The sequence below is a fragment of the Vibrio sp. Vb1337 genome, from assembly GCF_033338715.1.
Classification (GTDB): Bacteria; Pseudomonadota; Gammaproteobacteria; order Enterobacterales; family Vibrionaceae; genus Vibrio; species Vibrio alginolyticus.
Genome location: NZ_JAWOTD010000151.1, coordinates 1 through 1,236, shown reverse-complemented (window position 1 = coordinate 1,236; position 1,236 = coordinate 1). Strand labels below are relative to the sequence as shown.

Annotated in this window: 3 protein-coding genes; 1 reads left to right on the top strand and 2 read right to left on the bottom strand. The window is 37.9% G+C overall.

Going from position 1 to position 1,236, the window contains the following annotated elements; genetic code table 11:
* Nucleotides 1-27: 27 nt before the first annotated feature.
* On the bottom strand, nt 28-243 hold the full coding sequence (locus R7E42_RS24640; RefSeq protein ID WP_031819061.1) for a hypothetical protein: 216 nt from the start codon (nt 241-243) through the stop codon (nt 28-30).
* Nucleotides 244-401: 158 nt separating this feature from the next.
* Between R7E42_RS24640 and R7E42_RS24635 the strand changes: the two genes are divergently transcribed.
* Nucleotides 402-650, top strand: coding sequence for a hypothetical protein (locus tag R7E42_RS24635; RefSeq protein WP_005398517.1), 249 nt, complete (start codon nt 402-404; stop codon nt 648-650).
* 368 nt (nt 651-1,018) lie between these two features.
* Here the strand turns inward: R7E42_RS24635 and R7E42_RS24630 are convergent.
* Nucleotides 1,019-1,236: hypothetical protein (locus tag R7E42_RS24630; RefSeq protein WP_318073182.1), on the bottom strand; the 218-nt coding region annotated here is incomplete at its 5' end.

Sequence of the window (1,236 nt, the reverse complement as noted above, 5' to 3'; positions counted from 1 at the left end):
TAATCACCACCACAACGTTATGTTGCTTTAAATTATGAGCTTCTTTGCTTCGATTTGAAGCCATTCAAATGTGTTTTTGGGCTCTCCATGCATTTCCATTTGATGCCAAAGTTTTTCAAATGACAAAATAGTGACTTGTAGAGCAACTTCTTCATTTCCAATTTCCATTGTTAAATTTTCGAGAAGTTTAATCGTATGAGCATCTACTAAAGTGTCGTATTTTTTTATTTTACACAAAGCCATAACGCAATACTCACAAAGTGTTGATATGCATGTAACTTTATAATAGTGCTCAATTGCGTATATAGTGGTTTTTTTTGGCCTAAGTCTATTAAGAACGTTCAATTGCTCACACAAACCTAGTCTTAAATATGATGTGTATGAGATAAATGGGATAAAGCGTGAAACTAAAAATTTATTTTAAAACATCGAATAACAAAGGCTTTGAAATCGCATCATATCAAGAACATTACGAGACAATTGTTGCTCAATGGCTTTCGTTAGGTCGTACACTAGAATCGAGTTCTTTTTTCCTTGTGCTGTACGATGATGATGGTAAGTGTGTAGATGCCAAATATCTTTCAAAAAATAATTTTAGTCGATTGCTGATAGAGTGGGACTGCTTTGGTTTAAAAGAAAGTAATGAGTAATTTAACGTAACACTCGTAGTGCGAACTCAGATTTAGACACAAGAACGGCTTCCGAATCGGGAGCCGTTCTTCGTTGTCAGGATGCTAATAAACACAAAAAAAACAGCAAGATATTGCGGTCGGTACGTTAGTAACGAAAATCTATAAGTGAAGCGGTAGAGTCCGATCTCGATGCGTCATCATCGAGGCACACAATGACGCAAGGCGGAGGAAAATTTATTTTCCGATACCGCAGTGTTATTACTGGCGAACTCGCCAACTGTGTGCCTATATTTCGAGGTACACCTCGAACAGCGTTCCTGTTTTTTGCTGTGTTTTGTGCCGTCCAACGATTATCCAACCAAAATCCAACGACTATCCAACCAAAATCAGCGCAACACCATGCGAATAACGTTGAATCCAACGGCTATCCCACAGAACAACAACCAAAATCGATGATTGAGCATGTAGGGTGTTGTTGATGGTGCTTTGAAGTTTTGAAATATATTTTTTTCGCACGATAGAAACAAAAAAGCCTCCCAATCGGGAGGCTTTTTTGTTTGGAGAGGTGCCAGATCTGAAAGATCAGCATTGAGATCAAATGCTT